We start from the raw sequence: 26,926 nt of genomic DNA, 5'->3' as shown, positions 1-26,926 counted from the left end.
CGAGCCGCCCCCGCGGAAAACCCCGCACGCGTGTCGGTTGATGTCCACTGATCAATTTCGGGAATCACCCCGACATGCGTCCGTACGAGGGGTCGATCCTCGAACGGAGTAGGCGAAGAAGCCCCCTCCGAACCAGACAAAACGGGACATCGAGCCATCCTGGAGGGGCTCCTGGTACGTGTAACGTGCGCGTTTCTCTCCGTCCGCGCAGCGGCTCCGACCTGCGAATACCGCCCTCCGGAGGCCCTCCGCAGCACGTCCGTGTCACCGTTGTCAAGCCCCGAGATATGCCCTGACCTGCGAAAACGTCATTCAGAAGAAGCCGAATCCGTGTTACCCTGGATAGCCACGGAAGGGGTACCTGTCACATGACGTTCAAGGTTGGCGACACCGTGGTCTATCCCCATCACGGGGCCGCGCTGATCGAGGCCATCGAAACTCGCCAGATCAAAGGCGTGGACAAGACCTACTTGGTGCTCAAGGTCGCGCAGGGCGACCTGACGGTTCGTGTGCCGGCGGACAATGCGGAGTTCGTCGGTGTTCGCGACGTGGTCGGTCAGGACGGGCTGGACCGGGTCTTCGAGGTGCTGCGCGCGCCGTACGCCGAAGAGCCGACGAACTGGTCCCGTCGCTACAAGGCAAATCTCGAGAAGCTCGCCTCCGGCGATGTCATCAAGGTCGCCGAAGTAGTGCGCGACCTGTGGCGTCGGGAGCGCGAGCGCGGTCTCTCCGCAGGTGAGAAGCGCATGCTCGCCAAGGCTCGCCAGATCCTGGTGAGCGAGCTGGCTCTCGCGGAGAACACGAACGAGGACAAGGCCGAGGCCCTCCTCGACGAGGTCCTCGCGTCCTGAGCGCGAAGCCCAAGTGAAGCAGTGAAGCGATGCCGCGGTGCCCGCTGGCGTGCTGTGATCCACACAGTGCTGCCGTCGGGCGCTGCGGCATGTCCGCGTACGTCCGCGGAGCGTACGCGCGCGTCGCACCGGAATACACCGCACCGCTGAAGTAACCCGCACCCCCTGTACTTCTCTCCACCCGAACCCCTGTGCCCACGCGGCCACGCCTCGACCGTCGTCACGGAAAGGGCCCGGTCAAGGCGGTGCGTCCGGCACGGTGAAGCCCCTACCCATGTCGGCCGCGGAAACAAACCTGCCGGAGTGCAACCGATGTCAGACGAAGTGCGTCCCCGTCGTACCGCCGTGGTGATCCCGGCCGCCGGACGGGGCGTACGCCTCGGCCCGGGCGCCCCCAAGGCGCTCCGCGCGCTGAACGGCACCCCCATGCTGATCCACGCCGTCCGCGCGATGGCCGCCTCCCGCGCGGTCTCGCTGGTGGTGGTGGTCGCCCCTTCCGACGGCGCCGCCGAGGTCAAGAACCTCCTCGACGCCCACGCCCTGCCCGAGCGGACCGACTACCTCGTCGTCCCCGGCGGCGACACCCGCCAGGAGTCCGTCCACCTCGGGCTCAAGGCGCTCCCCGGGGGCATCACGACGGTCCTGGTCCACGACGCGGCCCGCCCCCTGGTGCCGGTCGAGACCGTGGACGCCGTCATCGAGGCCGTACAGGCCGGTGCCGTCGCCGTCGTCCCCGCGCTGCCCGTCGCCGACACCGTCAAGGAGGTCGAGCCGGCCGAGGAGCCCGGCGGCCCCGAGCAGGTCGTCGCCACCCCGGTCCGGGCCCGCCTCCGGGCCGTCCAGACCCCGCAGGGCTTCGACCACGACACCCTGGCCGACGCCCACGCCACCATCGCCCTCGCCGGTGACGGTGCCACCGACGACGCCGGCATGGTCGAGCGGCTCGGCGCGCCCGTCGTCGTCGTGCCCGGCCACGAAGAGGCGTTCAAGGTGACCCGCCCTCTCGACCTCGTCCTCGCCGAGGCCGTACTCGCCCGCAGGAGGGCCAACGATGGCTTCTGACCGACCCGTGCTTCCCCGCACCGGCATCGGCACCGACGTCCACGCCTTCGAGAAGGGCCGCGAACTCTGGTGCGCGGGCCTGCTCTGGGACGGCCGCGACAGCGACGGGTACGGCCTCGCCGGGCACTCCGACGGCGACGTCGCCGCGCACGCCGCCTGCGACGCCCTCTTCTCCGCCGCCGGAATCGGCGACCTGGGCGCCCACTTCGGCACCTCGCGCCCCGAGTGGTCCGGTGCCTCCGGCGTCACCCTGCTCGCCGAGGCCGCCCGGATCGTCCGCGCCGAGGGGTACGAGATCGGGAACATCGCCGTCCAGGTCGTCGGCGTGCGCCCCAAGGTCGGCAAGCGGCGCGACGAGGCGCAGAAGGCGCTGAGCGAGGCGGCGGGCGCACCCGTCTCCGTCTCCGGCACCACCACGGACGGACTCGGCCTCACCGGCCGGGCCGAGGGGCTCGCGGCCCTCGCGACCGCCCTCGTCTACCCCGTCGGTACGCCGTAGTGCGCCGGGCGCGGTGAAAAACGTCATCGGTGACCCCGATCAGGTCGCGGGGCACTACCACACGCCCACTACCCTGGAGTGGTGACTATTCGCCTGTACGACACCAGCGCCCGGCAGATCCGTGACTTCACCCCGCTCACGCCGGGCTGCGTCTCGATCTACCTCTGTGGTGCCACCGTGCAGGCGGCCCCGCACATCGGTCACATCCGGTCGGGGCTGAACTTCGACATCATGCGCCGCTGGTTCGACTACCGCGGCTACGACGTCACGTTCATCCGGAACGTCACCGACATCGACGACAAGATCATCAGGAAGGGAGCCGAGCAGGACCGCGCCTGGTGGTCCATCGGTTACGAGAACGAGCGCGCGTTCAACGCCGGTTACGAGGCACTCGGCTGCCTCCCGCCGAGCTACGAGCCCCGCGCCACCGGTCACGTCCCCGAGATGATCGAGATGATGCGGGGTCTGATCGAGCGCGGCCACGCCTACGAGGCGGACGGCAGCGTCTACTTCGACGTGCGCTCCTTCCCGGGCTACCTGGAGCTGTCCAACCAGGACATCGACGACCTCCGCCAGCCCGCCGAGGACGGCATCACCGGCAAGCGCGACCCGCGCGACTTCGCCATGTGGAAGGCGACCAAGCCGGGCGAGCCCGACTGGGAGACCCCGTGGGGCCGCGGCCGTCCCGGCTGGCACCTGGAGTGCTCGGCGATGGCCCACAAGTACCTGGGCTCCGCCTTCGACATCCACGGCGGCGGCCTCGACCTGATCTTCCCGCACCACGAGAACGAGATCGCCCAGGCCAAGGCCTTCGGCGACGAGTTCGCGCGGTACTGGGTGCACAACGCCTGGGTCACCATGAGCGGCGAGAAGATGTCGAAGTCGCTGGGCAACAGCGTCCTCGTCTCCGAGATGGTGAAGAACTGGCGCCCCATCGTCCTGCGCTACTACCTGGGCACCCCGCACTACCGCTCGATGATCGAGTACAGCGAGGAGTCCCTGCGCGAGGCCGAGTCGGCGTTCGCCCGCATCGAGGGCTTCGTCCAGCGCGCCACCGAGAAGGCCGGGACGACCGTCGCCCCCGCCGCCGAGGTGCCGCCGGCCTTCGCCGAGGCCATGGACGACGACCTGGGCGTGCCGCACGCGCTGGCGATCATCCACACCACCGTCCGCCAGGGCAACAGCGCCCTCGCCGCGGACGACAAGGACGAGGCCATCGCCCGCCTCGCCGAGGTCCGCGCCATGCTCGGCGTCCTCGGCCTCGATCCCCTCGACCCGCACTGGGCCGAGGAGACCGGTGGCGGCGAGGAGCTCCACGGCGTCGTCGACACCCTCGTACGGCTCGTGCTCCAGCAGCGGGAGTCGGCGCGCGAGCGCAAGGACTGGGCGACCGCGGACGCGATCCGCGACCAGCTCGCCCAGTCCGGCCTCGCCATCGAGGACAGCCCCGACGGCCCCCGCTGGACGCTGGGCAACCGTTAGAAGACGTGCCGCTCGGGACTCCGGGCGGCACACTTCAGTTACAGACTTTGTACGTCAGCAGAGGAAACAGGTAGTCATGGCCGGGAACAGCCAGCGCAGGAACCGTCGCACGTCGAACAAGAAGGGTGCGACGGTCGGCAGCGGTGGCCAGCGGCGCAAGGGCCTCGAAGGCAAGGGCCCGACCCCCAAGGCCGAGGACCGCAAGGGCCACAAGGCGTACCGCGTCTCCAACGCGATGGCCCGGCAGGCGGCCAAGCGCCGTCCCGCGCCCCGCCGCGGCGGCCCCAAGGGCGCCAGCGAGATGGTCGTCGGCCGCAACCCGGTCTTCGAGGCGCTGCGCGACGGCGTGCCCGCGACCACGCTGTACGTGCAGCAGTTCATCGACAACGACGAGCGCGTGCGCGAGGCCCTCCAGCTCGCCGGCGCGCGCGGCAACATCCACCTGATGGAAGCCCCGCGCCCCGAGCTCGACCGCATGACCAACGGGCTGAACCACCAGGGTCTCGTCCTCCAGGTCCCGCCGTACGAGTACGCGCACCCCGAGGACCTCGCCGCCGCGGCCTACGACGACCACGAGGACCCGCTGATCGTCGCCCTCGACGGCGTCACCGACCCGCGCAACCTCGGCGCGATCGTCCGCTCCGTCTCCGCCTTCGCGGGCCACGGCGTGGTCATCCCCGAGCGCCGCGCCGCCGGCATGACCGCCGGTGCCTGGAAGACCTCCGCCGGCACCGCCGCGCGCACCCCGGTCGCCCGCGTCACCAACCTGACCCGCGCCCTCCAGGAGTACAAGAAGGCCGGCATCGCGGTCGTCGGCCTCGCCGCCGAGGGCACGCACGAGGTGCAGGACCTGGAGGCGCTCGGCGGCCCGGTCGTCATCGTCGTGGGCTCCGAGGGCAAGGGACTGTCCCGCCTGGTCGGCGAGACCTGCGACTACCTCGTCCGCATCCCGATGCCGGGTGGCGCCGAGTCGCTCAACGCCGGTGTCGCCGCCGGTGTCGTGCTCTACGAGGCCGCCCGCCGCCGCCGGGGCTGAGCCCGCACCACCGTCCCCGCGCCCGCCCCCGGCCGTCAGGCCCCTCGGGCGGGCGCGGGCCGCTTCGTTGATCTTGACGGGTCTCGGACATTTGGCAACCGTCAAAGCAGTGTCCTAACCGCGCGTCACTCGGTTAGATGAGTGTGGACACCAGAACGCCCCGGCCGGGGTTCGACGATCAGCCCGCGCTGAGCATGGTCAAGGTGGATTCCGATCCCGCCCAGGTGATCGTGAACCACGCCAGCTTCCGTGTGCGGCTCGCGCCGGCCCCGCAGCCGAAGTTCGCGGCCCGTACCGCCGCCCTGTCCGGAGTGGGCGGGGGCGGCCCGCGCCGCCGGCCCGTCGTGTGGACCGGGAAGTCCTCGCCGGGCGCGACCGGCCTCCTTCAGGCGGTGCGCGAGTCCTCCGTCTCCACGCTGGAGCCCGTCGGGCACGGCGGCCACGGCGTCGGCGACACCCAGGCCATCCCGCGCATCGACAGCACCATGGCCCACCCCGTGGTGCCCGGCGAGGCGCCCCCGCCCCTGCTGCCGCCGATGCGCCGCGCCGAGGGCGCCTACGACGAGCTGTACGAGCTGCGGCCGGAGCCCGTCGAGACGTACGACGAGACCGACGAACCGCGGGGGCGCGCGCAGCGCCACGGGCAGGACAACGTCCGGCACGCCTACTACCCCGGGCGCCGGATGAACCTCGGTGTCGTCCTCCTCCCGCTCCGCGTGTTCCTCGGCTTCATCTCCATCTACGCGGGCATGGGCAAGCTCTGCGACCCCGTCTACTTCGACGGCGGCGAGCGCGGCTCCATGGTGAAGTGGCTCAACTCGCTGCATCCCTGGGCCCTCGCCGAACCGCTGCGCGACTTCGCCCTCCAGCACCCCGTGGGCGCCGGGCTCACGGTCGCCTTCCTCCAGGTCGTCGTCGGCGTCCTCACCGTCCTCGGACTCTGGCAGCGCGTGGCGGCCGTGGTCGGCGGCCTGCTCTCCGCCGCCCTGCTCCTGACCGTCAGCTGGAAGACGGTCCCGGTCTACGACTCCGCCGACATCATCTACCTCGCCGCCTGGTCCCCGCTGATCATCGCCGGCGCCCCGGTCTACTCCCTCGACGGCCGTCTCGCCGGGGAGGCCTGGCGCACCCTCGGCCCCCGCGCCGAGCTGTGGGACCTCCGCCGCCGCGTCACCCGCCGCAGCACCCTCCTGGCCGCCGTCGTCGTCGGCCTCACCCTGCTCGTCGGCTCCGTCCTCGGCGGCGCCGTCCGCTCCACCGAGATGGTCACCGTCCCGGGCCCCAACGACGACCCGATCAACCACCTCCCCGGGCAGCCGCTGCCGCAGGAGCCGACCCGCCGCGCCCCCTCGAAGGCGGCCTCCACCGCGCCCGAGCGCGCCGCCGCGACGACCGAGCCGCCGGCGCGGCGCGAGGAGACGCGGGAGGAGACCACCAAGCCCACCGAGACGACCCGCGAGTCCACCCGGACCCAGGAGCGGCGTCCGACGGCCACGCAGGGAGCGAGCGGCACCGGCGGCGGCGGTGGCGGCGGCAGCCGGAAGCCCACGCAGTCGAAGCCGGCGCCCCCGCCGTCCACCAGCGACACGCCGAGCACCAGCGGCGGCACCTCGGGCGACGGTTCGACCGGCTCCACCAGCACCCCGTCGGAGGGCGGTTCGACCTCGGGCGGCGCCCGGAACCCGATCGGCGGCCTGCTGGGCTGATCCCCGGGCACGCACCAGGGCGGCACCGCTTCTCCGGCGGTGCCGCCCTTCGCGTACTTCGGAGCACGCCCTTCCCGTATGTCGGAGCACGGCCTTCGCGGGTGGCGGGGCGCCGTCCTTCGCGTGTGCCTGTCCCGTCAGGCCTTCTGGGCGGCCAGCTCCCGCGCGGCCTCCGTCAGGTCCTTGGCGGTGTCGATGGCCCTCCAGTAGGCGCCCTGGGGCAGCGGGAAGCCCGCCAGGCGGCGTTCGCGCGCGAGCCGGGGGAAGGTGGTCCGCTCGTGGTCGCCGAGGTCGGGGAGGAGCTCCGTGAAGGCCGCGGAGAAGACGTAGACGCCCGCGTTGATCAGGAAGGGCGAGGGCGGCGCCTCGATGAAGTCGGTGATGTGCCCGAAGGTGTCGGTCTCGACGGCGCCCCACGGGATCCGGGGGCGGGCCAGGGCGAGCGTCGCGAGGGCGTCCCGCTCGGCGTGGAAGGCGGCCATCTCGCGCAGCGAGAAGCGGGTCCAGATGTCGCCGTTGGTGGCGTACCAGGGCTGGTCCGGGGCGGGCAGGTGCGCGGCGGCGTACTTGAGGCCGCCGCCGCGGCCCAGGGGCTCGGTCTCGACGACCGTGGTCACCTTCAGGGGCAGGTTCGCGGAGTCAAGCCACTCCTGGAGCACCTCGGCGAGGTGTCCGCAGGAGACGACGGCGTCGGTCACGCCCTCGGCGGCCAGCCAGGAAAGCTGATGGCCGATGATCGGGGTCCCGGTGCCCGGGATCTCGACCATCGGCTTGGGGCGGTCGTCGGTGTACGGGCGGAGCCGTGAGCCCTGGCCGCCCGCCAGGACCACGGCCTGCGTCGGAGTGGTGTGCATACGGGGAACGATAGGTGCCCGGTACGCGGCGGGGCGTTCAGCTCGCGGCCCCTCCCTCGTGAACCGGTCAGCTCGCGCGCATCACGCCGGTCGCGTACGAGGTGTCGCAGACCGGGCGGGAGAAGGACTGCGCGCGGGACGGGCCGTACTGCTCGACGGCGGCGCGGCCGAGGGCGCGGGCGATGGAGAAGCAGTGCTGGGCGAGCGAGGGCCGGTTCTCCACCTCGCGCTGGAGGTGGGTGAGGGCCGTGCCGGGGTCCTTCTCCTGAAGCTCGGCGAGGAGCTGGTCGCGGAGAATATCCTGGGGGGCACGGGACTTGGCCCGGACGGAGACCTCCGTGGAGGACGCCGTCAGCTGGGTCCCGGAGTCCTGACCGGCCCACGGAACGGCGGACACCGCGAGCGTTCCCGAGAGCACCAGGACGACGGGCAGGACGAGGGCGAGAGAGCGGCCGATTCGGCGGGCAGTGTGCGTCACGCAGGCGAGCGTAGCGGCCGGTAGTGATATGGCGACATTTAGTCACTCTCGCGGGGGATGGTTCGAGGCGGCTTTTCGAATCCCGTGTTGACGCGGGGACCGGTTCGCGGCCCCGAATGCCGGGGTTTCACGGGGAAAGACCGTGGTTCGCCCTTTTAAACGAACGGCCCCGCGTCTGCGAGGGACGCGGGGCCGTACGGCTGTGCTCGGGGGCGGTCTCAGTCGCTGAGGCGGGCGCCCGTCGAGGTCGAGAAGACGTGCAGCTCGGCGGCGCGCGGCACGACGTGCAGCGTGGTGCCCTTGGCGGGCACGTCACGGCCGCCGACGCGGACCACCAGGTCCTTGTCCTCGCCGCCGACGCGGGTGGAGCCGTACACGAAGCCGTCGGAGCCGAGCTCCTCGACGACGTTGACGGTGACGGCCAGGCCGTCCTTCGAGGTCGCGCCGTGCACGTCGAAGTGCTCGGGGCGGACGCCGACGGTCACGGTGGTGTCGCCGGCGGCCGAGGCGGCGGCGATGGCGTCGCGGGTCACCGGGACGACGCTGCTGCCGAACTTCACGCCGCCGTCGACGATCGGGACCTCGATCAGGTTCATGGCCGGGGAGCCGATGAAGCCGGCGACGAAGAGGTTGGCGGGCTTGTCGTACATGTTGCGCGGCGAGTCGACCTGCTGGAGCAGACCGTCCTTGAGGACGGCGACGCGGTCGCCCATGGTGAGGGCCTCGGTCTGGTCGTGGGTGACGTAGACCGTGGTGATGCCCAGGCGGCGCTGGAGACCCGCGATCTGCGTACGGGTCGAGACGCGGAGCTTGGCGTCGAGGTTCGACAGCGGCTCGTCCATGAGGAAGACCTGCGGCTCGCGGACGATGGCGCGGCCCATCGCGACGCGCTGGCGCTGACCGCCGGAGAGCGCCTTCGGCTTGCGGTCCAGGAACTCGGTGAGGTCGAGCATCTTCGCGGCCTCTTCGACCTTGGCGCGGATGTCGGACTTGTTCACACCGGCGATCTTGAGGGCGAAGCCCATGTTGTCGGCGACGGTCATGTGCGGGTACAGCGCGTAGTTCTGGAACACCATCGCGATGTCCCGGTCCTTCGGCGGCAGGTGCGTGACGTCGCGGTCGCCGATGCGGATGGAGCCGGCGTTGACGTCCTCCAGGCCCGCGAGCATGCGCAGGGAGGTCGACTTGCCGCAGCCGGAGGGGCCGACGAGGACGAGGAACTCGCCGTCCGCGATCTCGATGTCGAGCTGGTCGACGGAGGGCGTGGTGGCACCCGGGTAGACCCGGGTGGCCTTGTCGAACGTGACGGAAGCCATGGTGATGTGTCCCTTCACCGGCAGGAACGTGCCGGACGATCCGAGTAAAGGAAGGATTGAGGTCTAGTCCACCTGGGTGAACTGGGGGTGACGCTACCGTCCGGTGCCCGATCTGTCAGCATGCGCGGGGCCGTGAGATTTCCGACCGCCGCCGGGGCCGGGTTGGTTACACTTCACTCGCTGCCGCCTTAGCTCAGTTGGCTAGAGCGCTTGACTTGTAATCTTGAGGTCGTCGGTTCGATTCCGACAGGCGGCTCTGTGACGGAGGGCCCCGGACGCGCGAAGCGTCCGGGGCCCTCCGTCGTCACCGGGGAGATCTGGGGAGGGGTGCGCGGATGAGTCGGCGTTCCGGTGGGCTGATCGGGGTGTGGGCCGAGCAGCAGCGGGTGGCGCAGCGGGAGCGGGAAGGGCAGCACCAGGCACTGCTGCGGCAGCAGCGGGACGCCGAGCGGGCGCAGCGGGCGCGGGAGCGGGACGTCGCCCGGATGCGGCGCGAGCAGCGGGCCGCGTACCGGCAGGCGCGGGACGCCGACGCCCTGCGGCGGACCCAGCAGATCGACCGGCGGGTCGCGCTCCTGGAGTCACTGCTCGCGACGGGTTGCCGGGCGCCCGCCTTCGCGGTGGAGTCGCTGCGGCGGGAGGAGGGCGTCGAGCCGTTCTCCCCCGGGCCGCTGGGGGAGCCCGTCGCCCTGCCGGACCAGCGGCACTACCAGCCGCAGGGGGCCTGGACGGCGTCCGGGCGGGCACAGGCCGAGCGGGACGCGCGGGCCAGGTTCGAGCACGACTGGTACGCGGCGCAGGCCGCCGAGGCGCGGCGGGTCGAGCAACTCGCCGCGTACCGGCGCGCGTACGACGAATGGGCCGCCGCCCGCCGGGCCGAGATACGCGCCCAGAACAGCGGGATCGACGGGACCGTGGCCGCCCTGCGGGACGGGGACCCCGACACCGTCGTCGAGTACTTCACCGCCGTGCTCTTCGCGTCGACCGCCTGGCCCGACGGCTTCCCCCGGGAGGTGTCGGCCGCCTACGACCGGGCCGGGCGGGCGCTCGTCCTCGACTGGGACCTGCCGGGGTACGAGGTCGTTCCCGAGGCCAAGGGCGTCAAGTACCTGCCGAGCACCGACCAGGACAAGGAGGTCCCGAGGCCGGTGACGCAGCGGCGGGCGCTGTACCGGGACGTGCTGGCGCAGAGCGTACTGCTCGCGGTGCGGGAGCTGTTCGCCGCCGACCGGTTCGGGGCGCTCGACGGGGTGGCGCTGAACGGGTACGTCGGCGGGGTCGATCCCGCCACCGGGCGCGCCGCGCGCGTGTGCGTGGCGTCGGTCGTGGTGGAGCGGCCGGCGTTCGACCGGCTGCACCTGGAGCGGGTGGGGGCCGTCGAGTGCCTGACCGGGGCGCTTGCCGGACGCCTGTCGGCCAGGCCGGACGAGCGGACGGCGGTCGCGCCGCTGCGGGAGCCGGGACAGGTCGGCTCCGACGTGGTGGTGCAGGGGGACGGGGAGGAGCCCGACCTGCTCGCCATGGACCCGATCGCCTTCGAGGGGCTGGTGGCCGAGCTCTTCCGGGCGCGGGGGCTCCAGGCGGTGACCACGCAGCGGTCGGGGGACGGCGGGGTCGACGTCCACGCGCTCGACCCGGACCCGATCAGCGGCGGGTCGATCGTGGTCCAGGTCAAGCGCTACCGGAACACCGTGCCGCCGAGCGCGGTGCGGGACCTGTACGGGACCGTGCAGGACCAGGGGGCCAACAAGGGGGTGCTGGTCACCACCTCGAAGTTCGGGCCCGGTTCGTACACCTTCGCCAACGGCAAGCCGCTGACGCTGATCCCCGGGACCGAGCTGGTGGACCTGCTGCACCAGCACGGACTGCGGGGCCGGCTGGGCGGGCCCGCCCGCGGGGCGGCGGCGCCCGCGCCCGTCCCGGTCTCCCCGCCGGCCGAGGCCTCCGAGGACTTCAACCTGCTGGGGATGGTGTGGTCGGGGTCCGCGGCCCTGGACGTCTGCGCGCTCGTCTGCGCCGGGAACCGGGTCCTGGGCGACGAGTGGTTCGTCTTCTTCAACAACCCGGCGACGCCCGACGGTTCGGTGGCCATGGTGGCGGCGGCGCCCGGTGACCGGGCCGCCGTGCGGGTCGGCTTCGACGCGCTGCCCGCCCGCGCGGACCGGCTGGTCCTGGTGGCGGCCGTGGACCCGGAGGTGAATCCGGACGCGGACCTCGGCGGCTTCACGGAGGCCGGGATCAGGCTGCGGGACGACGCGGGCACGGAGCTCGACCGGCTGGAGGTGTCGGACGGGCGGCCGGGGGAGACGGCGCTGGTCCTCGGCTCGTTCCGGCGCCGGGCCGGCGGCGACTGGGACTTCGTCCTCGGCGGGAAGGGGTACGGGGGCGGCCTGGAGGAGCTCGTGGGGGACTTCGGCATCGAGGTGGAGTAGGGGAGACGGCGGGGTGGGGGGCGCGGCCCGGCGCTCGGCGGACGCTCAGGCGGTTCGCCCAGCGTCCGGCCGGGCGGGGCGCGGCGGACGGGCCCCGGCATGGTGCGTCCGGGCGGGGCCCCGCCCCGAAGCGTCCGGACGGGGCCCCGCCCCGATGCTCAGCGGCCGCTCAGCCGGTTCGCCAGGACCGCCACGCGGTCCGTCTCCGCCGAGCGCCCGGCCGCCTCGCGGCGGTCGGCGCCCCGGAAGGCCGCGTACATGGTCTGGACGCCGAGCCAGCGCAGCGGCTCCGGCTCCCACTTGCGGACCTTGTGGTTCACCCACGGCAGGGCGGTGAGGTCGGTGGGGCCCGACTGACCGGAGTCCTGCTGGATCAGGTCGCGCAGGGTGCGGGCGGCCAGGTTGGCGGTGGCGACCCCGGAGCCGACGTAGCCGCCGGCCCAGCCGAGGCCGGTGCTGCGGTCGAGGGTGACGGTGGCGCACCAGTCGCGGGGGACGCCCAGGACGCCGGACCAGGCGTGGTCGATCCGTACGCCCGCCAGCTGGGGGAAGAAGCGGATCAGGATCTCGCGGAGCGCCTCGATCGTCTGCGGCTGGGTCCGGCCGTCGTTGTCGGTCTTCGAGCCGAAGCGGTACGGGACGCCCCGGCCGCCCAGCGCGATGCGGCCGTCGGCGGTGCGCTGGGCGTACATGTAGGCGTGCGCCATGTCGCCGAGGGTCTCGCGGCCGTTCCAGCCGACGGACTCCCACTGCGCCTCGGTGAGGGGCTCGGTGGCGATCATCGAGGAGTTCATGGGGAGCCAGGTGCGGCGCTGGCCGGCCAGGGAGGCGGTGAATCCCTCGGTGCAGCGCAGCACGTACGGGGCGCGGACGGTGCCGTACGGGGTGATCGCGTGCTTGGGCCGGATCTCGGTGACGGGGGTGGACTCGTGGACGGTGACGCCGAGCGCCTCCACGGCGTCCGCGAGGCCCTGGACGAGCTTCACGGGGTGCAGCCGCGCGCCGTGCGGCGTCCACGAGGAGCCGACGGCTCCGGCGACGCGGACGCGCTCGGCCGTCTCGCGGGCTCCGTACAGCTCCCGGTCGGTCTCGCCGAAGGCGGCCTCGGCGGCGTGGAAGGCCTTGAGGCGGGCGAGCTGGGCGGGGGAGAGCGCCACCTCCAGGACGCCGCCGCGGTGCTGGTCGGCGTCGATCTTCTCGGTCGCGCAGACGTCGAGGACCTCGGTGACGGTGGCGTTCATGGCCTGCTGGAGGCGGACCGCGGCCTCGTGGCCGTGGAGCTTCGCGTAGCGGTCGCGGCCCGCGATGCCGTTGTAGAGCCAGCCGCCGTTGCGGCCGGAGGCGCCGTACCCGCAGAACTTCGCTTCGAGGACGGTGATGTTGAGGAAGGGGACGGCCTTCTTGAGGTAGTAGGCGGTCCACAGGCCGGTGTAGCCGCCGCCGACGACGCAGACGTCGGCGGTGGTGTCGCCGGGGAGCGGTTCGCGGGGCGCGGGGGCGCCCTCCTGCGCGTACCAGAACGATATGCCGCCGTTGACCGTGCTCATGTGTACCCCTGGATTCCGGATGCGTGGGCGGGACGTTACCGGTGGCCTCGCCTCCTGGATACAGCCGTCGCGGCGGACCCGCGCGCCGAATATCCCAGGCGCCGCTCGGTGCCGGTGTCTAGGGTCGTCGGGTGATCGACGTACCGGAGGAACTGGCCCAGTCGCAGGCGAAGTACAACGGTGAGGCGGGGCGGGCGTTCGTCGCCGGGCTGCCCGCGCGCGCCGAGGAGTTCCTCGGCCGGTGGGGGCTGCGGGTCACCGGGCCCTCGATGTACGGGGTGGCCTCGCTGGTGCTGCCGGTGGTGCGGGACGCCGACGGCACGCGCGCCGCGCTGAAGATGCAGCTCCTCGACGAGGAGTCGGAGGGGGAGCCCGTCGGCCTGCGCGTCTGGGACGGGGCGGGCGCGGTCCGGCTCCTCGACCTGGACGACGCGACCGGGACGATGCTCCTGGAACGCCTCGACGAGGCCCGGCCGCTGTCCTCCGTCGCGGACACCGACGAGGCCCTCGGGATCGTCAGGGACCTCCTCGCCCGGCTCGTGGCCGTCCCGGCGCCGCCGGGGCTGCGGACCCTCGCGGACATCGCGGCGGGGATGCTCGCGGACGTCCCCGAGGCGGCGGCGCGGCTCGGCGCGGACGACGCGGCGGTCCTGCGGGACTGCGCCTCGGCCGTACGGGAGGTGGCGGGCGAGCCGGGCGACCGGCTGCTCCACTGGGACCTGCACTTCGGGAACGTCCTGGCGGCCGACCGGGAACCCTGGCTGGCCATCGACCCGAAGCCGCTCGCCGGGGACCCGGGCTTCGACCTGCTGCCGGCCCTGATGGACCGCTTCGACCCGGACCGGCTCCTGTGGCGGTTCGACCTGCTCGCCGAGGTCGTCGGGGACCGGCGGCGCGCCGTGGCCTGGACGCTGGGGCGGGTCCTGCAGAACGGGCTCTGGGACGTCGAGGACGGCGAGCCGCGCCTCGACCCCGAGCAGGTCGCCGCCGCGCGGATCCTGCTGGCGGGAAGGGCCTGATCCGGGGCAGGGTGGGCGTCATGATCCGTACCGCCACGCCTGCCGACGTCCCCGTCCTCCACGCCCTGATCCGTGACCTCGCCGCGTACGAGAAGGCCCTCGACGAGGTCCGGGCCACCCCTGAGCAGCTTCACGAGGCCCTGTTCGGGGAGCGCCCCGCCGCCTACGCGCACCTCGCCGAGACGGACTCGGGCGAGCCCGTGGGCTTCGCGCTCTGGTTCCTGAACTTCTCGACCTGGCGCGGTGTCCACGGCATCTACCTGGAGGACCTGTACGTCCGCCCGGAGGCCCGAGGCGGCGGCCACGGCAAGGCCCTGCTGCGCGAACTGGCCCGGATCTGCGTCGAGCGCGGCTACGAGCGCCTGGAGTGGTCGGTCCTGAACTGGAACCAGCCCTCGATCGACTTCTACGAGTCCCTGGGCGCCCGCCCGCAGGACGAGTGGTCGGTGTACCGGCTGACGGACGGGGCGCTGGCGGAGCTCGGCGGGGCGACGGTGTAGGAAAGGGGCATGGATGACATCGAGCAGCGGTTCCAGCGGATCACCGGCTTCATCGAGGCGCGGCTGACGCCCCTCTTCGACCCCGCCAACGGGAGCGACCACGGATTCGGCATGGACGACACGTCGCGGGCGCTGCGGGCCCTGCGCTACACCGTGCAGGCCGCGTCGGCGGTGAACGGACTCGTGGAGAAGCGGGAGACGGCGCCGGAACTGCGCCAGGTCGTCGACCAGGCCCTGGAGCACAACTGGGACGTGCTGCGCTCCGCCGCCCGGATGTGGGAGGACCACCCGGACTTCCTGAAGGAGTTCAAGGCGCACTCCTGGGACGTCCTCGGGGTGTGACCTTCGGGGCCTTCACGGTCCCTCCCGGGCCCGCCGGGGGTCCCTCGCGGTCCCTGCCTCTCCCTTCCTCCAGGGGATGAGGACCACTCCCTTCTTCTAGGGGATGAGGACCACCTTGCCCGTCGTGCCCCGGGTCTCCAGGGCGCGGTGGGCGCGCGCCGCCTCCGCGAGCGGGAAGCGCTGGACGGCGGGGCGCAGCGCCCCGGTGGCCGCCGCGTCGAGGGCGGCGAGTTCGAGCGTACGGATGTCCCCGCCCGCCTTCTGGATCATGACGGGGCCGAGGACGGACTCCGAGGTGATGCCGCGCGCGGCGAGCTCCTCGGGGGTGAAGGTGAGCGGCTCGCCGTCGTGGAGTCCCGCGCCGCTCCAGCCGAAGACCAGGTGCTGGCCGCCCTTGCCGAGCAGGTCGACGGCGGCGCGTCCGGTGTCGCCGCCGACCGAGTCGAAGACGACGGTGGCGCGGCGGCCGGTCGGGTCGAGGTGGGCGCGGACCTCCGCCGGCCAGTCGGGCCGCGTGTAGTCGACGGCCAGGTCGGCGCCGTTGGCCGCGACGAGCGCGGTCTTCGCGGGGCCGCCGGCGAGGCCGACGACGGTGGCGCCGGCGTTCTTGGCGTACTGGACGAGCAGGGTGCCGATGCCGCCGGCGGCGGCCGGGACGATCGCGACCGAGTCGGGGCCGAGCTCGGTGAAGCCGAGGATGCCGAGGGTCGTGCGGCCGGTGCCGATCATCGCGACGGCCTCCGCCTCGCCGAGGTGGTCGGGCAGGGCGTGCAGCCGGGCGGCGTCGGTGACGGCCCGCTCGGCGTAGCCGCCGGGGTTCATGCCGAGGTGGGCGACGACCCGCCGCCCGAGCCAGGACGGATCGGTGCCCTCGCCGAGGGCGTCCACGATGCCGGCGACCTCGCGGCCCGGGATCGTGGGGAGCGCGACGGGCGCGGGGAACGGGCCCGTGGCGCCCTCCCGGAGGGCGGTGTCGAGGAGGTGCACGCCGGCCGCCGCGACCCTGATGCCGACCTGGCCGGGGCCGGGCACCGGGTCGGCGGTCTCCTCGTAGGTGAGGTTCTCGGCGGGACCGAAGGCGTGGAGGCGGATGGCGCGCATGACGTTTCCCCTGTCGTCGTCGTACGGGTGGGCTCGCGGCTCCACCCTCCGACCTCAACCGCGCTTGAGGTCAAGGCCGTGCCGGTGGTGGTGCTCCAGCCGGTCCGCCCGCAGGGCCAGCGACACCGCCTCGACCGCGCTCGTGAACGACACCTCCGACAGCACGCCCGGCGCCGCCACCTGATCGCCCACCAGATAGACCCCGTCGCCCCGGTCGACGGCCGGCCGGTCGCGCCAGGTGGTGCCCGGGAGGTCCACCGCGCCCGTCCGGCCCTGCGAGACGGACTCCCGCCGCCACACCGTCCGCTCGCGCCAGCCGGGGAACCCGGCGTCGAGCAGCCGCTCGGCGTGGGCGACGCCGTCCGCCTTCGACGCGCCGGGGCCGATCGGCAGCTGTGCCTGGACCAGCTGCTGCCCGGCCGGGGCCAGCGAGGGGTCCTGCGCCGTGTACCGCTCGATCCAGCCGGGCACGTCCAGGTCCGAGACGACGAAGGGATCGCCCTTCCGGGTCCGCAACGCCAGGTCGAACAGGACCGTACGGCCGCTCTCCCAGGTCAGCGACGGCTCGCCGAGGAGCCGGGCGGCGGCGGGCAGGGCGGTCGCGACGATCACCGGACCGCCGCCGAGCGGCAGGGTGTCGACGCGGGACGAGGTCTCGATCCGTGCGCCCAGCTCACGCGCGCGCGTGGCCATCCGGTCGATGAGCCGCCCCCAGCCGCCCCGCGGATAGTGCGCCTCGGGCGGCAGGCACGCGGCCCGGTGCAGGCGCTCCTGCACGAAACGGGCGGAGAGGGAGCCGGGGTCGTGGTGGAAGAGCGCGACCCCGACGTACGCCGAGGCCACGCGCGCGGTGCGCTCGCCCGCGAGTCCGGTGACCCAGGTGCGGAAGTCGAGGTCGACGGGGGCCTGTTCGGCGGTACGGCGGGCCTGACGGAACAGGCCCAGCGGCGGGGTGCGGCGCAGGGCGCCGTCGAGGTGGACCCGGAACCGGAGGGCCTCGGCGGGCGGCAGTGCGGCGAGCTCGCCGAGGAGCCCGCGCTGCTTGAGCCAGGTCCAGTGCGGGCCGCCGCTGTAGAGCGCGTGCGGACCCTCGTTGGTCCGGTACGGGCCCTCGGCCGTGCGCGCCCGGCCGCCGAGCGTCCGGTGCGCCTCGTGGAGGGTCACCTCGGTGCCGGCCTCGGCGGCCGTGATGGCGGCGGTCAGTCCGGCGAAGCCGCCGCCGATGATCGTGAGCTTCCGCATGTCCGTCTCCCTCGTGTGGGTCTCGTACGGGGGACGGACGGCGGGCCCTCGGATGTGACACGGGGGGCGCTGTCAGTGGCGTACCTCACGATGGGGGCATGGCGACACAGCGCAAGAAGAAGGTGGCGGGGGCGCGGCGGCCGGAGCTCCGGCTGCCGCCCCTGGAGGAGTACGGGGGCGGGCTCGAACCGGACGGGGACTACGACGGCCTCGAACTGGCCGGGCTCGACCTGTCCGGCCAGTCCGGCGAGGGGGCCCGGTTCCTCGACTGCGCGCTCCGGGAGTGCGGGCTCGACGGGGCGCGGCTGACGGCGGCGCGGTTCCTCGACTCGGTCCTCACGGGGGTACGGGGTGTGGGCATCGAGCTGGCCGGGGCGCAGCTGCGGGACGTGGAGGTCGTGGAGGCGCGGCTCGGCGGGGCGCAGCTGCACGGGGCGGTGCTGGAGCGGGTGGTCTTCCGGGGCGGCAAGAGCGACTACCTGAACCTGCGGGAGGCGAAGCTGAAGGACGTCGTCTTCGAGGGCTGTGTGCTGAGCGAGCCGGACTTCGGGGGCGCGGTCCTGGAGCGGGTGGAGTTCGTGGACTGTGTGCTGACGGGGGTGGACTTCACGGGGGCGCGGCTCACGGACGTGGACCTGCGGGGGGTGGCGCGCCTGGAGATCGCCCGCGGCGTGGAGTCCCTCGCGGGCGCGGTGATCTCCCCACCCCAACTCCTGGACCTGGCACCGGTCCTGGCGGCGAGACTGGGGGTGAGGGTGGAGCCTTGACGCGCGGCGGCGCGGGGGCTTGTGCGGGGCGGCGCCGGCGCCTGGGTGGGCCTGCGCCTGGGTGGGCCCGCGCTCGCGGCGGGAGCGGCGCCCGCGCCCGGGTGGGCCTGCACCTCCCGCCGTTGTGGGCCGGCGCCCACGCCCGTGTGGGCCCGCGCCTCCCGCCGTTGTGGCCCGTCACCCCCGCCCGTGTGGGCCGCGCCCGGTGTCCGCTGCCGGTGCGGGCCTTCGCCCGCTGCCCGTGTGGGCAATCGTCCCGCTGGGGCGGGACGGGTGGGCACACGGGACGGCGCCCTTCGCGGCGCCTCCGCGTCCTGTGCCCTGACCCGCACCGCCCGGTGGCCGTGCACGTGGGTGCGGGTTCGGGCGCAGGAGCCTCTGGCGCCGGCAAGGGCGCCGTTCCGTTGTGCCCACCCGTTCCGCCCCTTGCGGAACGCCTGCCCACAACGGCGGGGCGCCGCCCACAACGGGCGCGGCGCGGCCCACAACGCGCAGGTTTGTCCCAGGGGTTACTTCACGCGAGGGAAGCGGGACTGGAGCGTCCAGATCGTCGGGTTGTCGGCCAGCCCCTCGTGCATGTCCGTGAGGTCCGCGATCAGATCGTGCAGAAAGTCCCGCGCCTCACGCCGCAGCTCCGCGTGGTTGAACGTCACCGGCGGCTCGTCCCCCGGCATCCAGTCCGCCTCGACGTCCACCCACCCGAAGCGCCGCTCGAAGAGCATCCGGTCCGTGGACTCGGTGAAGTCGAGCTCCGCGTACTGCGGCTGGGAGGCCCGGCTGCCCCGGGGGTCCCGGTCGAGCTGCTCGACGATGTCGCACAGCGCCCACGCGAAGTCGAGCACCGGCACCCATCCCCAGGCTGTGGACACCTCGCGGTCCGCCTCGGTGTCGGCGAGGTACACGTCCCCGCAGAACAGGTCGTGCCGCAGCGCGTGGACGTCCGCGCGGCGGTAGTCGGTCTGCGGGGGGTCGGGGAAGCGACGCGAGAGGGAGTAGCCGATGTCGAGCACGGCACCGATGGTGTCACGGGACCGGACCCGCCCCGCACGCGCGGCCACCCGTCCCGGCTCCGGGTCCGGGCCGGGAACCCCGTCGCTCGGTGCCGGCACACCACCCGATGCGACGGCCCCGGCCCGGACCGGCGCCACGGCTGCCCGCCCGGGCGGGCTCAGCGGCGGCCGTGCACCGCTCGGGCGACCCGGGGGCCGAGCCAGCGCTTGAGCCGCCGCAGGGCCTCCAGCCGTTCGGCGGCCCGGTCGATCCGGTAGTACAGCTGCGGCGGGATGTGCGGCAGCAGCGGCGAGTGGCGCTGCCCGAGCAGCGCGAACATCTGCGCGGGCTCCAGGCTCATGTAGCGCGGCAGGTTCTCGTACCACTGGGCGCTGTAGCGGGCGGCGCTCTGCGCGGAGAGCAGCTCGGCGCGGCGGCGCTTCCCGTACGAGGTGAGGGCGGCGTCCAGGCCGCCGGGGGTGCTCGTGGCGCCGGGTGCTCCCAGGGCGTCCGCGAGGGCGAGCGCGTCCTCCAGGGCCAGGGTGGTGCCCGCGCCGATCGAGTAGTGCGTGGTGTGGGCGGCGTCGCCGAGCAGGACGAGGTTGCCGCGGTGCCAGACCCGGTTGGTCAGCGTGCGGAAGGTCAGCCACTGGGCGGTGTCGTCGGCCCGGTCGCGGCCGATCAGCTCGTGCCCGTCGAGGAGGTCGTGGAAGAGCTTCTCCAGCAGGTTCAGGCTGTCGGCCTCGCCGCGCGCGTCGAGCCCGAGGCCGGTCCACGTCTCCGGGGAGCACTCGACGACGCAGGTGGACCGCTCGCCGCTGAAGCCGTACGCGTAGCACCAGATCCAGCCGTGCTCGGTCTCCTTGAACGCGAAGCTGAAGGAGTCGAAGACCTTGGTGGTGCCGAGCCAGATGTACGGGTTGCGGCCGCTGGCGACCTCGCTGCCGAAGTGCCCGGCGTGCGCCTCGCGCAGCACGCTGTTGACGCCGTCGGCGGCGACGACCAGGTCGGCCCCGGCCAGTTCGGGGGCGTCCGGCCCGGTGATGTCGTGCTCGAACTCCACGCGGACGCCGAGGTCCTCGGCGCGCTCGGCGAGCAGCGCGAGCATCCGCCGCCGCCCGATGCCGAAGCCCGCGTCGCCCCGGTGGACGGTCCGCTCGTCGCGCACGATCGCGACGCCGTCGGTCCAGGTGACGGAGGCCTCGGCGACGGCGGCCGCGGACTCGGGGTCGCCGGCGCGCAGCTTGCCGAGGAGCCCGGCCCAGTAGGTGACGCCCCAGCCGTACGTGGAGCCCTCCGGGTTCCGTTCGTACACGGCGATCTCGTGGGACGGGTCCTGCCGCTTCAGCAGGATCGAGAGATACAGGCCGGCGGGGCCGCCGCCGACGATCGCGAGCTTCACGTGCGCTCCCACTGAGACATGACACCGTGCGGTCGAATGACGACGCAGGGTAGCAGCGGGGGCGGTGCGACGCCGGGGAACCGCACCCCGGACCAGCCCAACGGATGAAGGCGGCGGCCGGACGGGGCGGCGGGGGAGGGAGAGAGGGCCCCAGCGGCGGACCGGCCACAGCGGCGGCAGGCCGACGCACCGGCCCGGCCCGGGGACGGCTGGGTCACGACACCGGCCCCGCCACGGCGGCCGGGCCACGGCCTCACGCACCGGCCCGCCCCCCGCCCCGCTACGGCAGCAAACGGCGTTCCTTCGCCACGGCGACCGCTCCCGCTCGGGTGTCGACGCCGAGCTTGGCGTAGATCCGGCCCAGGTGCGTCTTCACCGTCGCCTCGCTGATGAACAGCGCCCGCGCGATCTCCCGGTTGCCCAGGCCCCGCCCCAGCTGCCCGAGGATGTCCCGCTCCCGGTCGGTGAGCGACGGGCCCGCCGCGCCGCGCATGCGGTCCATGACCCGGCTGGCGACCGGCGGGGAGAGGGCCGTGCGGCCCTGCGCGGCGGCGTGGATCGCGGCGAACAGCTCCTCGGGCCGCTCGGCCTTCAGCAGGTAGCCGGTGGCGCCCGCCTCGATCGCCCGCGTGATGTCCGCGTCCGTGTCGTACGTGGTGAGGACCAGGACGTGGACGCCGGTCGGCGCGATCCGCCGGGTCGCCTCCACGCCGTCGATGCCCGGGCCGAGCTGGAGGTCCATGAGGACGACGTCCGGCGTCAGTTTCGCGGCCATGGCGACGGCCTCCTCGCCGCTGCCCGCCTCGCCCACCACCTCGATGTCGGGGGTGCTGCCGAGCAGCGCGAGCAGGCCGGCCCGGACGACCACGTGGTCGTCGCACAGGAGGATCCGTACGGACATCAGGACTCCAGGGAGAGCGGGATCGCGGCGGAGAGCACCGTGCCCTCGCCGGGGGTGGACTCGACGGTCAGGGTGCCACCGAGCTGCTGGGCGCGCACCCGCATCGCGGGCAGCCCGTGCCCGCGCTCGGCCTGCTCCCGCGCGAGCGCCGGATCGAAGCCCCGGCCGTCGTCGGCGATGTCCAGGACCACCTGGTCGTCGAGGTAGGTGAGGGTGAGCGCGGCGGAGTCGGCGCCGGCGTGCTCCCGGATGTTCGCGAGGGCGCCCTGCGCGATCCGCAGCAGGGCCGCCTGCACGCGGTCGGGCAGCGGCACCGCGATCCCGTCGACCCGGAAGGCGGCCGACTCGCGGGCGGCGAGCCCGCGCAGGGCCTCCTGGAGGCCGCCGCCCCCGGCCAGGTCGGCGGGGGCGAGGTCCTGCACGAAGCGGCGGGCCTCGGCGAGGTTGCGCTCGGCGATGGCCTCGGCGGTGCGGACGTGGCGGCGGGCGGTGCCCGGGTCGCTGTCCCAGGTGCGGTCGGCGGCCTGGAGCAGCATCTGCTGGCTGGACAGGCCCTGCGCGAGGGTGTCGTGGATCTCCATGGAGAGGCGCTGGCGCTCGGCGAGGGTGCCCTCGCGGCGCTCGATCGCGGCGAGTTCGCGCCGGGTGCGGATGAGGTCGTCGATCAGCGCGCGCTGGCGGGCGGCCTGCCGCTCCGCGTACACGAAGACGCCGGTGGCGAGGGCGGCGACGGCCGGCGGGGCGACGATCAGGTTCGGGTCCCAGCCGCCGTGCGAGAGCTGGACCTGCGCGAAGACCACGAAGGCGGTGAGCAGGGCGACGAGGCCGAGGGCGGCGCGTGCCGGGAGGGTGCGCAGGCCCGTGTAGAAGAGCGGCACCGCGCACCAGGCGAAGCTGGGCGCGAGGACGACGAGGAGGACCCAGACGGCGACGACCGTGCCCAGCCAGGCGATCCGGCGCGGGGTGGCGCGGGTGCCGAGCACCGGCCCGAGCACGTAGAGGGAGGCGAGCGCCCCGGTCAGGGCGATGATCCAGGGGCTGCGGGCCTCCCAGTCGTGCCGCAGCAGGAAGCGGGCGAGGGAGGCGCCGAGCAGCAGGAAGAACGCGATGTGCATGACCCGCGCGAGCCAGCGGGCGTCCGGGTCGTGTTCCGTGGGCCGGGTCACCGTGCCGCCTCCCTGCCTGTCCGACCTGGGTGTACGTGTCCATGGTGGCCCGGAGGGGCCAGGGCGGCATCAACCGATCGGCTGACGGTCCCGTCGTCCGGTGTGCGCGCGGAGGGCAGCCGGACCGTGGACCGTCCGGTGCCGGTTCCGGCCGGAGGATCGATGCAGAGCGACGGAACGGACCGCTCGAAGGCTTCCCCCTCCTCATCCCTCACGGAGTCAGTCATGAAGAAGATCCTCCTCGGTGCCACCGCTGCCGCCGTCGTCGCCGCCGGTACTTTCGGCGTGGTCTCCGCGAACGCCGCGGCCCCGGCCGCCGCTCCCGCCGCCGTCACGGCCGACGCGGACCACGGCAACACCACGACGTCGACGCACCTGACGATCGAGGCCGCGACGAAGGCGGCGCGGGCGACCCTGGACGCCGCCGAGAAGGAGAACCAGCGCGTCTCCGTCGCGGTCGTCGACCGCAACGGCAACACGATCGTCACGCTGCGCGGCGACGGCGCCGGCCCGCAGTCCTACGAGTCGGCCGAGCGCAAGGCCTTCACCGCCGTCTCCTGGAACGCCCCCACCTCCGTCCTCGCCGGCCGCCTGGCCAACGCCCCCACCCTGAAGGACATCCCCGGCACCCTCTTCCTCGCCGGCGGCGCCCCGGTCACGGCGAAGGGCGCCCCGATCGCCGGCATCGGAGTCGCCGGAGCCCCCTCGGGCGACCTCGACGAGAAGTTCGCCCAGGTCGGCGTGGCCTCCCTCGCGAAGTAAGACCCTCACGAGGCACGCCCTCACGAGGCAACCCCTTCGCGAAGCGGCACCCTCGCGAAGCACCGCCCTCGCGGGGCACCCCCCTCGCGAAGCGGCACCGCCCTCGTGACGTAGCGCCCCAGCCGGTGGCGGCGCCCGGATCCCCCGCCGGGCGTCGCCGCCTTTTTCGTTTTTGACCTTTTAAGATCGGTACGTGTCACAACGCAGCCGTTCCGGAGCCCTCGCCCTCGCCGCGGCCCTCACCGCCCTCGGGCTGCTCGCGGGCGGCTGCTCCGATGTCGGCGGCGGCGTCCGAGGCACCCCCGGCGCCTCCGGGCTGCGCGACCCGCTCTTCCCGAAGCTCGGGAACGGCGGGTACGACGTCGGCCACTACGGCCTGACCCTCGCCTACGACCCCGCCTCCGGCCGCCTCGACGGCACCGTCGAGATCACCGCCCGCGCCACCCAGGACCTCAGCGCCTTCAACCTCGACCTGGCCGGCCTCACCGTCGGCGGAGCCACCGTCGACGGCGCCCCCGCCGCGTACAACCGGGCCGGGAACGAGCTCACCCTCCGCCCCCACGAGGAGATCCACGAGGGCAGGGAGTTCCGCGCCACCGTCACCTACACGGGTGTGCCCGAGCCGCTCACCGACGCCGACGGCTCCAAGGAGGGCTGGATGCGCACGGCCGACGGGGCGGTCGCGGTCGGCGAACCGGCCGGGTCCATGACCTGGTTCCCCGGCAACCACCATCCCTCCGACAAGGCCGCCTACGACCTGACGCTCACCGTCCCCGCCGGGCTCGAAGCCCTCTCCAACGGCGTCAGGACCGCACGCCGCACCGAGGCCGACGGGCGCGTCACCACGGTCTGGCACACGGCCGAGCCGATGGCGAGCTACCTCGCGACGGTCGCGATCGGCCGGTACGCGACGGGGACGGGGACCGCACTCGGCTCCGTGCCCGTCCTCACCGCCGCGGCGGCCCCCGTCGCGAAGGCGAGCGCGGCCCTGCGGGCCCAGATCCCCGAGCTCCTCGCCCGCCAGGTGAAGCGCTTCGGGCCGTACCCCTTCTCCGCCACCGGGGCGATCGTCACCGAGGACGGGACCCTCGGGTACGCCCTGGAGACCCAGGGCCGGCCCATCTTCCCGGCCGGCTCCTTCGACCGCCCGACCCTCGTCCACGAGCAGGCCCACCAGTGGTTCGGCGACTCCGTCACGCCCGCGAGCTGGCGCGACATCTGGCTGAACGAGGGCTTCGCGACGTACGCGGAGTGGCTGTACGGGGAGGAGTACGAACACGTCCCGGCGAGCACCCGGTTCGCGGAGGCCTTCGACCAGGACGCCAACTGGGCCTTCCCGCCGGCCGCCCCGCCCACCGCCGAGAACCTCTTCGACCCGCCCGTCTACCAGCGGGGCGCGATGGTCCTGCACCAGCTGCGCGGGGCCGTCGGCGACCGGGTCTTCGACGAGATCCTGCGCGGCTGGGCCGCGAAGTACCGCCACGCGAACGCCACCACCGACGACTTCACGGCCTACGCGGAGAGCGTCTCGGGACGCGACCTCGGCACGCTGTGGGACGTCTGGCTGTACGGCGACGGCAAGCCGCCGAAGCCCTAGGGGTCCTGGGAGCCCTAGGAGCCCTAGGAGCCCTAGGAGCCCTAGGAGCCCTAGGAGCCCTCGGGGCCCTAGGAGTCCTGAGAGTCCTCGGGGCCCCGGAGGCTCTTCCGCAGGACGACGCACGCCCGCCCGTGCGCGAGGTCCGGGCGGCGGGCCGTCTCCCGGTAGCCCAGGGCGGTCCAGAAGGCGAGCGCCTTCGGGTTGTTCTCCAGGACGGCGAGCCGCAGCCCCGTCCGGCCGGCGGAGCGGAAGCGGTCCTCGACGTACGCGGCGAGCCGGCGGCCGTGGCCCGCGCGCCGCTCGTCCGCGTGGACCATCAGCAGCCCGAGCCACGGATCGGGATCGGCCGGGTCGGGGTGGCGGCCCAGGGTGACGGCGACGGCGACGAGCCGGCCGCCGGAGCGGGCGAGGAGGACCTCGGCGGTCGGCTGCGCGAGCTCCTCGGCCAGCGCGGCAGCGACCTGCTCCGGCCGGACGTCGGACGGGTCCGGGAAGTCGCCGCTGAGCTGATGGAACTCCTCGTTCGAGGCGTAGAGGGCGGTGAGCTCGGTGAGCAGTGCGCCGGGGAGGGCGACGCCGTCCTCCAGGGCCTGGGGGGCGAGGGTCTCGACGATCACGCGCACAGGCTAGGGGGTGTCTGGTCGATCAGGCCGGACCGGCGGGACACGGCCCGGGGCCCCGGCCCGGGAAACCCGGCCGGGGCCCTGGGGACGCGCGACGGGTCAGAGGTTGACGCCGAAGTCGCGGGCGATGCCCTCCAGGCCCGAGGCGTAGCCCTGGCCCACGGCGCGGAACTTCCACTCGGCGCCGTTGCGGTACAGCTCGCCGAAGACCATGGCCGTCTCGACGGCCGCGTCCTCGGAGAGGTCGTAGCGGGCGAGCTCGGCGCCGCCGGCCTGGTTCACGATGCGGATGTACGCGTTGCGCACCTGGCCGAAGTTCTGCGAGCGGGACACCGCGTCGTAGATGGAGACCGGGAAGACGATCTTGTCGACGTTCGGCGGGAGGGCCGCGAGGTTGACGTTGATCTGCTCGTCGTCGCCGCCGCCCTCGCCGGTGCGGTTGTCACCGGTGTGGACGATGGTCTGGTCGGGCGTCGACTTGTTGTTGAAGAAGACGAAGTGGGCGTCCGAGGCGACCTTCCCGGCGGCGTCCACGCCGATCGCCGAGGCGTCGAGGTCGAAGTCGGTGCCGGTGGTGGTGCGGACGTCCCAGCCGAGGCCCACGGTGACGGCGGCGAGGCCCGGGGCCTCCTTGGTCAGGGAGACGTTGCCGCCCTTGGACAGGCTCACAGCCATGGAAAGTCCCTTTCGTCGTGATGTCGTCGCTCGCCTGGAGAAACGCACCGGAGTCGCCGCCGGTTCCCGCCCGCGGCCGCGGGAAAACAGGATGACTCGCGCGGTCCCGGACGGGGAACATGGGGGGCATGTCCGGTCCCTATCCCATCCGCGGCTCCGTCTCGCTGCCCGAGGCCGAGCTCCAGTGGCGTTTCTCGCGGTCGTCGGGGCCGGGCGGTCAGCACGTGAACACCAGCGACTCGCAGGTGGAGCTCCGCTTCGACCTCGCGGCCACTGACGCGTTCCCCGAGGTGTGGAAGGCCCGCGCCCTGGAGCGCCTCGCCTCCCGCCTGGTCAACGGCGTCGTCACGGTCCGCGCCTCGGAGCACCGCTCCCAGTGGCGCAACCGGGAGACGGCGGCGGTCCGCCTGGCGGCCCTCCTGGCCGAGGCGACGGCCCCGCCCCCGAAGCCCCGCCGCCCGACGAAGATCCCCCGCGGCATCAACGAACGCCGGCTCCGCGAGAAGAAACAGCGCTCGGAGACCAAGCGCACCCGCCGCTCGGGCGACTGGGGCTAGGCCCCGCGCCCGTGGGCAT

Annotated in this window: 26 protein-coding genes and 1 tRNA gene; 15 read left to right on the top strand and 12 right to left on the bottom strand. The window is 73.6% G+C overall.

Annotated features, from left to right (window positions below; genetic code table 11):
* The first annotated feature begins 368 nt into the window (after positions 1-368).
* From ACFYXU_RS06275 to ACFYXU_RS06250, 6 genes are all read left to right on the top strand, one after another.
* The gene (locus ACFYXU_RS06275; RefSeq protein WP_003953493.1) at positions 369-851 is read left to right on the top strand and encodes a CarD family transcriptional regulator; all 483 of its coding nucleotides are present in this window, start codon (positions 369-371) and stop codon (positions 849-851) included.
* 312 nt (positions 852-1,163) lie between these two features.
* Entirely contained in the window at positions 1,164-1,913 is a 750-nt protein-coding gene (ispD, locus tag ACFYXU_RS06270; protein ID WP_389456672.1) for a 2-C-methyl-D-erythritol 4-phosphate cytidylyltransferase, read from the top strand.
* Positions 1,903-2,412 (top strand): 2-C-methyl-D-erythritol 2,4-cyclodiphosphate synthase, encoded by a 510-nt coding sequence (ispF, locus tag ACFYXU_RS06265; protein WP_389407603.1) that lies wholly within the window; start codon positions 1,903-1,905, stop codon positions 2,410-2,412. The genes ispD and ispF overlap by 11 nt, the downstream gene beginning before the upstream one ends.
* An 81-nt stretch (positions 2,413-2,493) precedes the next feature.
* Entirely contained in the window at positions 2,494-3,894 is a 1,401-nt protein-coding gene (gene cysS, locus ACFYXU_RS06260; protein WP_376509680.1) for a cysteine--tRNA ligase, read from the top strand.
* A gap of 76 nt (positions 3,895-3,970) precedes the next feature.
* Positions 3,971-4,930 (top strand): 23S rRNA (guanosine(2251)-2'-O)-methyltransferase RlmB, encoded by a 960-nt coding sequence (gene rlmB, locus ACFYXU_RS06255; protein ID WP_329849867.1) that lies wholly within the window; start codon positions 3,971-3,973, stop codon positions 4,928-4,930.
* A 137-nt stretch (positions 4,931-5,067) separates the two neighbouring features.
* Positions 5,068-6,636 carry a DoxX family membrane protein gene (locus ACFYXU_RS06250; RefSeq protein WP_389456669.1) on the top strand — a complete coding sequence of 523 codons (1,569 nt, stop codon included), beginning with the start codon at positions 5,068-5,070 and terminating at the stop codon, positions 6,634-6,636.
* A 137-nt stretch (positions 6,637-6,773) separates the two neighbouring features.
* On the opposite strand, the gene ACFYXU_RS06245 is transcribed toward ACFYXU_RS06250, so the two are convergent.
* The 3 genes from ACFYXU_RS06245 to ACFYXU_RS06235 all read right to left on the bottom strand — a co-directional run bounded on the left by ACFYXU_RS06245 (position 6,774) and on the right by ACFYXU_RS06235 (position 9,284).
* Positions 6,774-7,490, bottom strand: a complete 717-nt coding sequence (locus ACFYXU_RS06245) for a nucleotidyltransferase family protein (protein ID WP_361392779.1) — start codon at positions 7,488-7,490, stop codon at positions 6,774-6,776.
* A gap of 67 nt (positions 7,491-7,557) precedes the next feature.
* A complete protein-coding gene (locus ACFYXU_RS06240) occupies positions 7,558-7,968 on the bottom strand; it encodes a hypothetical protein (RefSeq protein WP_329849871.1) in 411 nt (136 codons plus the stop codon).
* 218 nt (positions 7,969-8,186) lie between these two features.
* Positions 8,187-9,284 carry an ABC transporter ATP-binding protein gene (locus ACFYXU_RS06235; RefSeq protein WP_376509675.1) on the bottom strand — a complete coding sequence of 366 codons (1,098 nt, stop codon included), beginning with the start codon at positions 9,282-9,284 and terminating at the stop codon, positions 8,187-8,189.
* 182 nt (positions 9,285-9,466) lie between these two features.
* Between ACFYXU_RS06235 and ACFYXU_RS06230 the strand changes: the two genes are divergently transcribed.
* Together ACFYXU_RS06230 and ACFYXU_RS06225 are read left to right on the top strand one after the other, a co-directional pair.
* Positions 9,467-9,540: transfer RNA gene (locus tag ACFYXU_RS06230), tRNA-Thr, on the top strand.
* Between the two features lie 79 nt (positions 9,541-9,619).
* Complete coding sequence (locus tag ACFYXU_RS06225) at positions 9,620-11,716, top strand: restriction endonuclease (RefSeq protein ID WP_389456667.1); 2,097 nt, start codon at positions 9,620-9,622, stop codon at positions 11,714-11,716.
* Between the two features lie 158 nt (positions 11,717-11,874).
* Here ACFYXU_RS06225 and ACFYXU_RS06220 read toward each other — a convergent pair whose 3' ends face one another.
* On the bottom strand, positions 11,875-13,263 hold the full coding sequence (locus ACFYXU_RS06220) for an NAD(P)/FAD-dependent oxidoreductase (protein WP_376516433.1): 1,389 nt from the start codon (positions 13,261-13,263) through the stop codon (positions 11,875-11,877).
* A gap of 131 nt (positions 13,264-13,394) precedes the next feature.
* Between ACFYXU_RS06220 and ACFYXU_RS06215 the strand changes: the two genes are divergently transcribed.
* Genes ACFYXU_RS06215 through ACFYXU_RS06205 form a run of 3 tightly spaced genes read left to right on the top strand, consistent with a single transcriptional unit; the run spans position 13,395 to position 15,124 of the window.
* Complete coding sequence (locus ACFYXU_RS06215) at positions 13,395-14,282, top strand: aminoglycoside phosphotransferase family protein (protein WP_389456664.1); 888 nt, start codon at positions 13,395-13,397, stop codon at positions 14,280-14,282.
* A gap of 20 nt (positions 14,283-14,302) precedes the next feature.
* Positions 14,303-14,782: a GNAT family N-acetyltransferase gene (locus tag ACFYXU_RS06210; RefSeq protein WP_376516430.1), complete on the top strand. Its 480-nt coding sequence runs from the start codon at positions 14,303-14,305 to the stop codon at positions 14,780-14,782.
* Between the two features lie 9 nt (positions 14,783-14,791).
* Positions 14,792-15,124: a hypothetical protein gene (locus tag ACFYXU_RS06205; RefSeq protein ID WP_361392791.1), complete on the top strand. Its 333-nt coding sequence runs from the start codon at positions 14,792-14,794 to the stop codon at positions 15,122-15,124.
* Positions 15,125-15,220: 96 nt separating this feature from the next.
* Here ACFYXU_RS06205 and ACFYXU_RS06200 read toward each other — a convergent pair whose 3' ends face one another.
* Positions 15,221-16,225 carry a zinc-binding dehydrogenase gene (locus tag ACFYXU_RS06200; protein ID WP_389456662.1) on the bottom strand — a complete coding sequence of 335 codons (1,005 nt, stop codon included), beginning with the start codon at positions 16,223-16,225 and terminating at the stop codon, positions 15,221-15,223.
* Between the two features lie 54 nt (positions 16,226-16,279).
* Positions 16,280-17,467: an FAD-dependent oxidoreductase gene (locus ACFYXU_RS06195; RefSeq protein ID WP_389456660.1), complete on the bottom strand. Its 1,188-nt coding sequence runs from the start codon at positions 17,465-17,467 to the stop codon at positions 16,280-16,282.
* A 98-nt stretch (positions 17,468-17,565) separates the two neighbouring features.
* On the opposite strand from ACFYXU_RS06195, the gene ACFYXU_RS06190 reads away from it, so the two are divergent.
* The gene (locus tag ACFYXU_RS06190; RefSeq protein ID WP_361392797.1) at positions 17,566-18,234 is read left to right on the top strand and encodes a pentapeptide repeat-containing protein; all 669 of its coding nucleotides are present in this window, start codon (positions 17,566-17,568) and stop codon (positions 18,232-18,234) included.
* 509 nt (positions 18,235-18,743) lie between these two features.
* Here the strand turns inward: ACFYXU_RS06190 and ACFYXU_RS06185 are convergent.
* The 4 genes from ACFYXU_RS06185 to ACFYXU_RS06170 all read right to left on the bottom strand — a co-directional run bounded on the left by ACFYXU_RS06185 (position 18,744) and on the right by ACFYXU_RS06170 (position 22,693).
* Positions 18,744-19,244 (bottom strand): hypothetical protein, encoded by a 501-nt coding sequence (locus ACFYXU_RS06185; RefSeq protein ID WP_329849884.1) that lies wholly within the window; start codon positions 19,242-19,244, stop codon positions 18,744-18,746.
* Between the two features lie 158 nt (positions 19,245-19,402).
* A complete protein-coding gene (locus ACFYXU_RS06180; protein ID WP_389456658.1) occupies positions 19,403-20,626 on the bottom strand; it encodes an FAD-dependent monooxygenase in 1,224 nt (407 codons plus the stop codon).
* Between the two features lie 280 nt (positions 20,627-20,906).
* The gene (locus ACFYXU_RS06175; protein WP_329849888.1) at positions 20,907-21,527 is read right to left on the bottom strand and encodes a response regulator transcription factor; all 621 of its coding nucleotides are present in this window, start codon (positions 21,525-21,527) and stop codon (positions 20,907-20,909) included.
* The gene (locus tag ACFYXU_RS06170; protein ID WP_376516421.1) at positions 21,527-22,693 is read right to left on the bottom strand and encodes a sensor histidine kinase; all 1,167 of its coding nucleotides are present in this window, start codon (positions 22,691-22,693) and stop codon (positions 21,527-21,529) included. Before ACFYXU_RS06170 ends, ACFYXU_RS06175 begins: the two co-directional genes overlap by 1 nt.
* A gap of 225 nt (positions 22,694-22,918) precedes the next feature.
* Between ACFYXU_RS06170 and ACFYXU_RS06165 the strand changes: the two genes are divergently transcribed.
* Both ACFYXU_RS06165 and ACFYXU_RS06160 read left to right on the top strand, forming a co-directional pair.
* Positions 22,919-23,455: a heme-binding protein gene (locus ACFYXU_RS06165; RefSeq protein ID WP_389456656.1), complete on the top strand. Its 537-nt coding sequence runs from the start codon at positions 22,919-22,921 to the stop codon at positions 23,453-23,455.
* 193 nt (positions 23,456-23,648) lie between these two features.
* A complete protein-coding gene (locus ACFYXU_RS06160; RefSeq protein WP_376516417.1) occupies positions 23,649-25,052 on the top strand; it encodes a M1 family metallopeptidase in 1,404 nt (467 codons plus the stop codon).
* 68 nt (positions 25,053-25,120) lie between these two features.
* Here the strand turns inward: ACFYXU_RS06160 and ACFYXU_RS06155 are convergent, their stop codons facing one another.
* A complete protein-coding gene (locus tag ACFYXU_RS06155) occupies positions 25,121-25,669 on the bottom strand; it encodes a GNAT family N-acetyltransferase (RefSeq protein ID WP_389456654.1) in 549 nt (182 codons plus the stop codon).
* A 105-nt stretch (positions 25,670-25,774) separates the two neighbouring features.
* On the bottom strand, positions 25,775-26,350 hold the full coding sequence (locus ACFYXU_RS06150) for a TerD family protein (protein ID WP_073911578.1): 576 nt from the start codon (positions 26,348-26,350) through the stop codon (positions 25,775-25,777).
* Between the two features lie 119 nt (positions 26,351-26,469).
* On the opposite strand from ACFYXU_RS06150, the gene arfB reads away from it, so the two are divergent.
* Complete coding sequence (gene arfB, locus ACFYXU_RS06145) at positions 26,470-26,907, top strand: alternative ribosome rescue aminoacyl-tRNA hydrolase ArfB (RefSeq protein ID WP_361392810.1); 438 nt, start codon at positions 26,470-26,472, stop codon at positions 26,905-26,907.
* Positions 26,908-26,926: the final 19 nt, after the last annotated feature.

It is taken from the genome of Streptomyces sp. NPDC002232 (assembly GCF_042890295.1).
Lineage (GTDB): Bacteria > Actinomycetota > Actinomycetes > Streptomycetales > Streptomycetaceae > Streptomyces.
The sequence above is the reverse complement of the archived record's forward strand: the minus strand, read 5'-3'. Positions and strand labels throughout refer to the sequence as shown.

Excerpts from the sequence above, each read along its gene's own strand:
- ACFYXU_RS06275 (WP_003953493.1), top strand. The coding sequence starts at position 369 with ATGACGTTCAAGGTTGGCGACACCGTGGTCTATCCCCATCACGGGGCC.
- ACFYXU_RS06195 (WP_389456660.1), bottom strand. The coding sequence starts at position 17,467 with ATGCGGAAGCTCACGATCATCGGCGGCGGCTTCGCCGGACTGACCGCC.
- ACFYXU_RS06205 (WP_361392791.1), top strand. The coding sequence starts at position 14,792 with ATGGATGACATCGAGCAGCGGTTCCAGCGGATCACCGGCTTCATCGAG.
- ispF (WP_389407603.1), top strand. The coding sequence starts at position 1,903 with ATGGCTTCTGACCGACCCGTGCTTCCCCGCACCGGCATCGGCACCGAC.
- ACFYXU_RS06165 (WP_389456656.1), top strand. The coding sequence starts at position 22,919 with ATGAAGAAGATCCTCCTCGGTGCCACCGCTGCCGCCGTCGTCGCCGCC.
- rlmB (WP_329849867.1), top strand. The coding sequence starts at position 3,971 with ATGGCCGGGAACAGCCAGCGCAGGAACCGTCGCACGTCGAACAAGAAG.
- ACFYXU_RS06250 (WP_389456669.1), top strand. The coding sequence starts at position 5,068 with ATGAGTGTGGACACCAGAACGCCCCGGCCGGGGTTCGACGATCAGCCC.
- arfB (WP_361392810.1), top strand. The coding sequence starts at position 26,470 with ATGGGGGGCATGTCCGGTCCCTATCCCATCCGCGGCTCCGTCTCGCTG.
- ACFYXU_RS06220 (WP_376516433.1), bottom strand. The coding sequence starts at position 13,263 with ATGAGCACGGTCAACGGCGGCATATCGTTCTGGTACGCGCAGGAGGGC.
- ACFYXU_RS06190 (WP_361392797.1), top strand. The coding sequence starts at position 17,566 with ATGGCGACACAGCGCAAGAAGAAGGTGGCGGGGGCGCGGCGGCCGGAG.
- ACFYXU_RS06225 (WP_389456667.1), top strand. The coding sequence starts at position 9,620 with ATGAGTCGGCGTTCCGGTGGGCTGATCGGGGTGTGGGCCGAGCAGCAG.
- ACFYXU_RS06235 (WP_376509675.1), bottom strand. The coding sequence starts at position 9,284 with ATGGCTTCCGTCACGTTCGACAAGGCCACCCGGGTCTACCCGGGTGCC.
- ACFYXU_RS06210 (WP_376516430.1), top strand. The coding sequence starts at position 14,303 with ATGATCCGTACCGCCACGCCTGCCGACGTCCCCGTCCTCCACGCCCTG.
- ACFYXU_RS06245 (WP_361392779.1), bottom strand. The coding sequence starts at position 7,490 with ATGCACACCACTCCGACGCAGGCCGTGGTCCTGGCGGGCGGCCAGGGC.
- ACFYXU_RS06200 (WP_389456662.1), bottom strand. The coding sequence starts at position 16,225 with ATGCGCGCCATCCGCCTCCACGCCTTCGGTCCCGCCGAGAACCTCACC.
- ispD (WP_389456672.1), top strand. The coding sequence starts at position 1,164 with ATGTCAGACGAAGTGCGTCCCCGTCGTACCGCCGTGGTGATCCCGGCC.
- ACFYXU_RS06175 (WP_329849888.1), bottom strand. The coding sequence starts at position 21,527 with ATGTCCGTACGGATCCTCCTGTGCGACGACCACGTGGTCGTCCGGGCC.
- ACFYXU_RS06150 (WP_073911578.1), bottom strand. The coding sequence starts at position 26,350 with ATGGCTGTGAGCCTGTCCAAGGGCGGCAACGTCTCCCTGACCAAGGAG.